The following is a 7,887-nucleotide window of genomic DNA, read 5'->3' on the forward strand; positions in this document are numbered from 1 at the left end:
CAAAGGCGACGGCGTCCACCACGCCATGCTCGGCATCGCCCGCCTGCACAACCTCACCCTCACCGGATGACAGGCAAACGAGCAGGTCAGCCTGCATGCCTCAGATCATTTACGGGACAACCTCTAGCAGGCAGAGGACGGCCGTGGGAACGCCCAGTCCGCGATCGAGAGATGTCCTTCGAGGGCGGTTGCGGCGGGCGCCTGCCCGCGCGGGGTGGCGGAGTTTTTTCGGGTGCTGGCCGATTCCTTTTCGATCTCTGGCCAAGATCTTTCATCGCAGTTGTTCCACCACACGGGCCGCGACAAGCATCGGCATGGCGAGGGGCCGTTGACCGGGAAAACCACTTTGCTGGGGGAATTGAATGGGTTGCACCGGCGTCACATCCGCGCAGGAAGCCATGTGGCTCGCGCAGGAGTTCACCCCTGACGTACCGAACAACGTGGCGACTCTCTGGGACATCGACGGTGACCTGGACACCGCCCTGCTCGCCGAGGCCCTGCGGGCGGCGGTGGCGGAAGCCGACGCGCTGAGGGTGAACTTCCGCCGCGACGACGACGGACTGCGGCCGGTCGCCCGGGACCTCGGGGCGTGGGAGCCGTTCCGCCTCGACGTCGGCGATGCCGCCGACCCCGCCGACGCGGCCCGCGCCGTCGTCGCCGATCTCGTGCGTCGGCCCTTCGACCTGACCGAGGACGCGCTGCTGCGGATCGGCTCCATCCGGCTGGGCCCCGGCCATCACCTGCTCGTGCTCGTCTTCCACCACATCCTCACCGACGCGTTCGGCGTTCTCACCCTGCTGTCCCGGCGGATCGCCGAGATCTACCGCGCGCTGCGCGCCGGCTCCGCGTTGCCGGAGGGCGCCCCCAACCCGCCGGAGGACGCGGCGGCGAAGGACGCCGCCTACCGGGCGTCGAAGCGGTTTGCCGACGCCGAGCGGTTCTGGCCCGACTACCTCGCCGGAGACCTGCCCGCCGCCCGCCTGCCCGCCGGGGTCCGTCCCGGCACCGGCGCCCCCGCCGGCGAGCCCGGGTACTGGGACGGCCTCACCGCACCGCAGGGGATGTCCACCCGCACTGTGACGGTTCCGGCTGCCGAACTCGCCGCCTGGGAACACACCTCCACCGCGGCCGGGACCTCGGTGCCCGACCTGATCGCCTCGGCCGCCACCGCGTTTCTCGGGCATATGTGCGGTCTGTCCGAGCCGCTGCTGACCATCACCGTCAATCACCGCGTCGGCGCACTGCGCCGCTCCCTTGGCCTGCTCTCCAACCGGGTGCCGCTGCGCTCGCGGGTGGACCCCGCGGCCGACTTCGTGGAACTGGCCGAGGCGCTCGGCCGGGAGCGGCGCCGTGTCCTGCGGCACGCCCGGCACGACATATCCCTGATCAAACGGGCCACCGGCCACGCCGGCGACGCGCGCAGCCCGTTCGGGGCCGTCGTCAACGTGCTCCCCTCCGTTGAAGCGCTCGACCTGGCGGGCGCCTCAGCCCACTTCGCCGGTGGCACCTTCGGCGTGATCGACGAGGTGATGGTCTGCGTCTACACCGACGGAAGGGCCGACAGCGACCTGTACGTCCGGTTCGACGCGCCGCGGGCCGAGTACGACGACCAGGACATCGCCGGGCTCGCCGAGCGGTTCGTGACGTTCCTGCGGACGGCCCTGGCCGACCCGCACGCCCCGGTCGGGACGGTCACCGCGCTGCACCCCTCCGAACGCCGCGCGCTGCTCACCGAGTACGCCGGACTCACGGTGCCCCTGCCGCCGGCGACCCTGACCGAACTGCTGGACCGGCAGACCCGCGCCACCCCGGACGCCGTCGCGCTGACCTTCGAGGATTCCCGGACGACCTACCGGGAACTGGCCGAGAAGTCCGGCCGGCTCGCCCGCCTGCTGAGCGAGCGCGGCGCCGGGCCCGAGCGGTTCGTCGCGGTCGCGGTGCCCCGTTCCCCGGAACTGGTCGTCGCGCTGGTCGCGGTCCTCAGGGCGGGCGCCGCCTACGTCCCCGTCGATCCGGACTACCCGGCCGCGCGGGTGGAGTTCATGCTCGCCGACGCCAAGCCCGCGCTGCTGCTGACGGTCAAGGACACCGCGGACCGGCTGCCCCGGACGGATGTCCCCGTGGTCATGGTCGACGACGCCCCGCTCACCGAAGGGCCCGTCAGCTCCGCCCCGCACGGTGTCGACCATCCCGCCTACATGATCTACACGTCGGGATCGACCGGGCGGCCCAAGGGCGTCGTCGTCACGCACGCCGCGATCGTCAACCGGCTGCTCTGGATGCAGGACCGCTTCCGGCTCGACGGCACCGACCGGGTCCTGCAGAAGACGTCCGCCTCGTTCGACGTGTCCGTCTGGGAGTTCTTCTGGCCGCTGATCACCGGCGCCACCCTGGTGGTCGCCCGGCCGGAGGGGCACCGGGACCCGGACTACCTCGCCGAGGTGATCAGGCGGGCCGGTGTCACGACGGCGCACTTCGTCCCGTCGATGCTGGCCGAGTTCGTCACCGAGGAGACAGCTGCCGCGTGCACCGGTCTGCGCCGCGTCGTGTGCAGCGGAGAGGCGCTGCCAGCCGAGCTGGCCGCGCGATTCCACCGGAGCTTCGGCGTGCCGCTGCACAACCTGTACGGGCCGACCGAGGCGGCCGTGGACGTCACCGCGTGGCAGTACCGGCCTGGGGCGCGCACGATACCGATCGGCACCCCGATCTGGAACACCGCGCTCTACGTCCTCGACAGCCGCCTGCGACCGCTGCCGCCCGGCGTCTTCGGTGACCTCTACATCGCGGGCGCCGGACTCGCCCGGGGCTACCACGACCGCCGGGGCCTGACCGCGGAGCGCTTCGTGGCCTGCCCCTTCGGGGAACCCGGGCGGCGCATGTACCGGACCGGCGACTTGGCGCGCTGGAACGCCGACGGCGACCTGGAGTTCGCCGGCCGCGCCGACCAGCAGGTGAAGATCCGCGGCTTCCGGGTCGAGCCCCAGGAGATCGAGGACACGCTGACCGACCACCCCAGAGTGCTCAGTGCGGCCGTCGTCGCCCGGCCCGGCCGGGGCGCGGACGGAGCCGCGCAGCTCGTCGCCTACGTCGTCCCGGCCACCTCCGGCGGCAGCGGCCCGGCCGGCGCCGACTGGGATCTGCACGCCGGTCTGGACCTCGCCGAGCTGCGGGGCTTCGTCGCGGCCCGGCTGCCCGCCCACCTGGTGCCCGCCGTCTTCGTCGCGCTGGACCGCATGCCGGTGACCGCGAACGGCAAGCTGGACCGGGCCGCGCTGCCGGAGCCGGAGATCACCGGCCGCGCCCACCGGCCGCCCCGGACCGGTGACGAGAGCCTCCTGGCCGCCGCGTTCGCCGAGGTGCTCGGACTGAGCGAGATCGGGGTGGACGACGACTTCTTCGCCCTGGGCGGCGACAGCATCCGGGCGATCCGGGTGGTGGCCCACGCCCGCGCCGGCGGTCTCGCGTTCAGCCCGCGCACCGTGTTCGAGTGCCGCACCGTCGCCGCGCTCGCACAGGCCGCGACCCGCGACACCGCCCCGGCCGCCCTCGCCGAACTCGAGGGCGGCGGCGTGGGCCTGCTGCCGCTGCCCCCCATGGCCCGGCTGTACGCCGAGCGGGGCCCCGGCCTGGACCGCCTCGCCCAGTGGCTGGTGCTGGAGCTGCCCGCAGCCGTCGACCTTCCCGGCCTCACCGCGGCCCTGCGCTGCGTCCTGGACCGGCACGACGTCCTGCGCTCACGGCTGACGGACGACGGCCTGCTGGTGCGGCCACCCGGCACTGTGGACGCCGGCGCGCTCGTCGGCCGGGCCGACTGCCCGGGGGACTGGGACAGCGAGGCGTGGCAAACCCTGCTGCGCGCCGAGGCCGCCGAGGCCGTGCGGCACATAGACGCCCGGGCCGGCCAGATGCTCCGGCTGGTCTGGTTCCGGGGGGCCGCGGGCGGGCCCGGGCGGCTGCTGGTCGCGGCCCACCACCTGGTCGTCGACGGCATGTCCTGGCGGGTGCTGCTGCCCGATCTGGCCGCGGCCTGGCACCAGGTCCAGGAAGGCCGGATCCCCGCGCTGCCGTGGGTGGGCACCTCCCTGCGCCGATGGCTGCACGCCCTCGCCGACGAGGCGGCCCGCCCCGAACGGGTGGCGGAGGTGACGTTGTGGCGCGACCTGCTCGCGGCCCCCGTCGCACCCGTGGGCTCCCGGCCGCTCGACCCCGGCCGGGACCTCACCTCCACCACCGACACCGTCCGGGTGGAGCTCCCGGCCGACCTCACGAACGCGATCCTGACCTCCGTCCCCGCGGCCTACCGCAGCGGCGCGGACGACGTCCTGCTCACCGCCCTCGTCCTCGCGGTGGCCCGGGAACGGCGTCTCACCGACGGCACGACGGTCGTACGGATCGAAGGGCACGGCCGGCAGGAGGAACTGGTGCCGGGTGCGGACCTGTCCCGCACGGTCGGCTGGTTCACCACGGTCACCCCCGTACGCCTCGACGTCTCGGGGATCGACGTCGACGCCGCGATCACCGGAGGAGCCGCCGCCGGTGACGCCCTGAAGCGGGTGAAGCAGCAGCGGCGGGCCCTGCCCGACCAGGGCATCGGCTACACCCTGCTGCGCTATGTCAACGACGACACCGCGGCGCTGCTGCGCCTGTATCCGGCGGACGACATCGGGTTCAACTTCCTGGGCCGCTTCTCCTTCGAACGCCCGGAGCCGGCGTCCGGCCAGGACCCCACCCGCGGCTCCGGATGGACCCCGGCGCCCGAATGCGCCGAGCTGGTCGCCGCGCCCGCCGCGGACATGCCGACGCCCAGCGCGCTGGAAGTGAACGCCCTGGTGACCGGCACCGGCGACGACGCGCGCCTCACGGCCCTGTTCACCTTCGCCACCGGGGTTCTGACCGCCGACGAGGTCCGCGCCCTGTCCCGCACCTGGTGCGCCGCCCTGCGCGGGCTGCGGAGCCTGGTCGAGTCCGGCGGGCGGGGACTGACCCCGTCCGACGTCCCGCTGGTCACCGTCGGCCAGGAAGAACTGGACGACTGGCAACGGCGCTTCGGACGCGTCGGCGACGTATGGCCGCTCACGCCGTTGCAGGACGGGCTGCTGTACCACACGATGCTCGCGCAGAGCGCGTCCGAGGCGTACCAGACGCAGTTCGTGTTCCGGCTCGAAGGCCCGGTGGACCCGGCGCGCCTGCGGGCGGCAGGCCAGGCCCTGCTCGACCGGCACCCGAACCTGCGGGTCGCGTTCCAGCCGAGCGCCACCGGTGAGCCCGTGCAGGTCGTCGTGGACGACGTCCCGCTGCCCTGGCGGCACCTCGACCTCACCGGCACGGCCGACGCCGCCACGCGGCTGGAGGAGATCCTCGCCGAGGAGCGGGACGCCCGCTTCCGCCCGGACAGCCCACCGCTGCTGCGCCTGACCCTCGTCACCCTCGGCCCCCGGCGCGCCGAACTGGCCCTCACCGCCCACCACGTGCTGCTCGACGGCTGGTCCGTGCCGCTCATCGAGCGCGAGCTGATGGACCTGTACACGGCCGGCGGCGCCGGCACCGCACCGGCGCGCCCGCACGGCTACCGGGACTTCCTGAGCTGGCTGTCACGGCAGGACACGGCACGCTCCGCCCGCGCGTGGGCCGAGGAACTCGCCGGTGTGGCGGAGCCGACCCTGCTGGCGCCCACGACGCCCGGGCCCCGGCCGGCCGGCAGCGGCAGCGGGCAGATCGACGTCCCGCTCACCGGCGAGGACACCACCAGGTTGGCACGCCGCGCCGCGGAGTGGGGCGTCACCACCAACACCCTGGTGCAGGGCGCGTGGGCCATGGTGCTGGCGCAGCTCACCGGCGGCCAGGAGGTGCTGTTCGGCGCCACGGTCGCGGGCCGGCCCTCCGCGCTTCCGGGCGCGGACACCACGATCGGCCTGTTCATCAACACGGTGCCGGTGCGGGTGCGCTGCACGCCGGCCGACCCGGTCCCGGAGGTGCTCGGCCGGCTCCAGGACGCCCAGGCGAGACTGCTGGACCATCACCATGTGGGGCTCGCCGACATCCAGCGGGCGACCGGTCTGAACGAACTGTTCGACACGCTGGTGGTGTTCGAGTCGTTCCCCGTCGACCGGTCCGGCCACGCGGCGGCAGGCGCGTCGGCGCAACCGGTGGTGACCGGTATCCGTCCGTACGCCCCGCCGCACTATCCGCTGACCGTGATCGCGGCGGCCGACCCGCTGCTGCGGATCTCCTTCCAGTACCGCCGCAACGTCTTCGAGCGGACCGCCGTGGAGGCGCTCGCCGACCGGCTGGTGCGGGTGCTGCGGCAGTTCGCCGCCGATTCGCGGACCACCGTCGGCGCGCTCGACGTGCTGTCCGACGCCGAGCGCGAACAGGTGCTGCACGGCTGGAACGACACCGCGGTCCCGCCCCCCGAGCGGACCGTCCCCGACCTGCTCGCGGCGCGGGCGGCCCAGACGCCGGACACGGTCTGCGTCGAGTTCCGCGGGCACCGGCTGACCTACCGGGAGCTGGACGAGCGGGCCGGCCGGCTGGCGCACTGGCTGGCCGGGCAGGGCGTGGGCCCGGAGTCCCGGGTCGTGGTGCTGCTGCCCCGCTCGGCCGACCTGGTGGTGGCCCTGCTGGCCGTGTGGAAGGCCGGCGGCACGTATGTGCCGGTGGACCCGGAGTATCCGGCCGCCCGGGTGCGGGCCGTGGTCGAGGACAGCGCACCAGTTCTGGTCCTCGATGAGAAGCGGCTGGCCGGGGTGGACCTGTCCGACCGGTCCCCTCACCCTGCCCACGGCCCGCGCGTTCCGGTCGGCGCCGACCACGCCGCCTACGTCATCTACACCTCCGGCTCCACGGGGACGCCCAAGGGCGTGGTGGTCCGGCACGGTGCGCTGGCGATCCTGCTGACCGGCATGCAGGATCGGTTCGCCCTGACGCCGGACGACCGGTTGCTGGCCTGCGCCACCGTCGCGTTCGACATCGCCGCGCTGGAACTCTTCCTGCCCCTGCTCGCCGGCGGCCGGGTGGTACTGGCCGGCAAGGACGACATCACCCAGCCGCCGGCACTGCTGGACCTCGTCGAACGGTCCGGCGTCACCGTCATGCAGGCCACCCCCGCGCTCTGGCAGAGCCTGGTCACCCACGCGCCGGCCTGTCTGACCGGGCTGCGGGTGATCTCCACCGGCGAGGCCCTGCCTCTGGCGCTCGCCGAAACCCTGTGCCGGCACGCCGCCGAGGTCACCAACCTCTACGGCCCGACGGAGACCACCGTCTACGCCACCGCCGCCCGTCTGCTCCCCGGCCACTGCGGCATGCCTCCCTCCGTCGGCGGCCCGGTCGCCGGCACCCGGATCCTCGTGCTGGACCAGGCGCTGCGCCCGGTACCGCCCGGCGCCGCCGGTGACCTCTGGATCGCCGGCGAGGGCCTGGCCCGCGGCTACCACGACAGGCCGGGCATGACCGCGGAGCGGTTCGTGGCCTGCCCGTTCGGGCCAGCGGGCGCCCGGATGTACCGCAGCGGGGATCTCGCCCGCTGGACGGACACGGGTGAGGTGGAGTACCTCGGCCGCTCCGACCACCAGATCAAACTGCGCGGCTACCGGATCGAGCCCGCCGAGATCGAGCACACCCTGACCCGCCACCCCGCGGTCCGCCGGGCTGTCGTCATCGCCCGCGAGGACCGGCCGGGGGACCGCCGGCTGGTGGCGTACGTGGTCCCGGAGACCCGCGCCGAACCGCCCACCACGGAGCTCCTGCGGGAGGCGGTCGGAGCAGGCGTGATGCGTGCTCATCCGGTGAGACCGAGTTCGCGTAGGGCGTCGGCGGGGTGGTTGCGGTAGTGGTCGTGGGCGGCGGCGTTGTTCTTCCATCCGGCGAGGTGAGCGAGGCTGATCGCCA

At 73.9% G+C, this 7,887-nt stretch carries 1 protein-coding gene; it reads left to right on the forward strand.

The window, feature by feature from the left end:
* The first annotated feature begins 362 nt into the window (after nucleotides 1-362).
* Nucleotides 363-7,829, forward strand: a complete 7,467-nt coding sequence (locus tag MTQ10_RS24730) for a non-ribosomal peptide synthetase (RefSeq protein ID WP_282612572.1) — start codon at nucleotides 363-365, stop codon at nucleotides 7,827-7,829.
* Nucleotides 7,830-7,887 lie beyond the last annotated feature (58 nt).

The organism is Streptomyces sp. XM83C (assembly GCF_023072675.1).
GTDB classification, from domain to species: Bacteria; Actinomycetota; Actinomycetes; order Streptomycetales; family Streptomycetaceae; genus Streptomyces; species Streptomyces thermocoprophilus.

Excerpts from the sequence above, each read along its gene's own strand:
- MTQ10_RS24730 (WP_282612572.1), top strand. The coding sequence starts at position 363 with ATGGGTTGCACCGGCGTCACATCCGCGCAGGAAGCCATGTGGCTCGCG.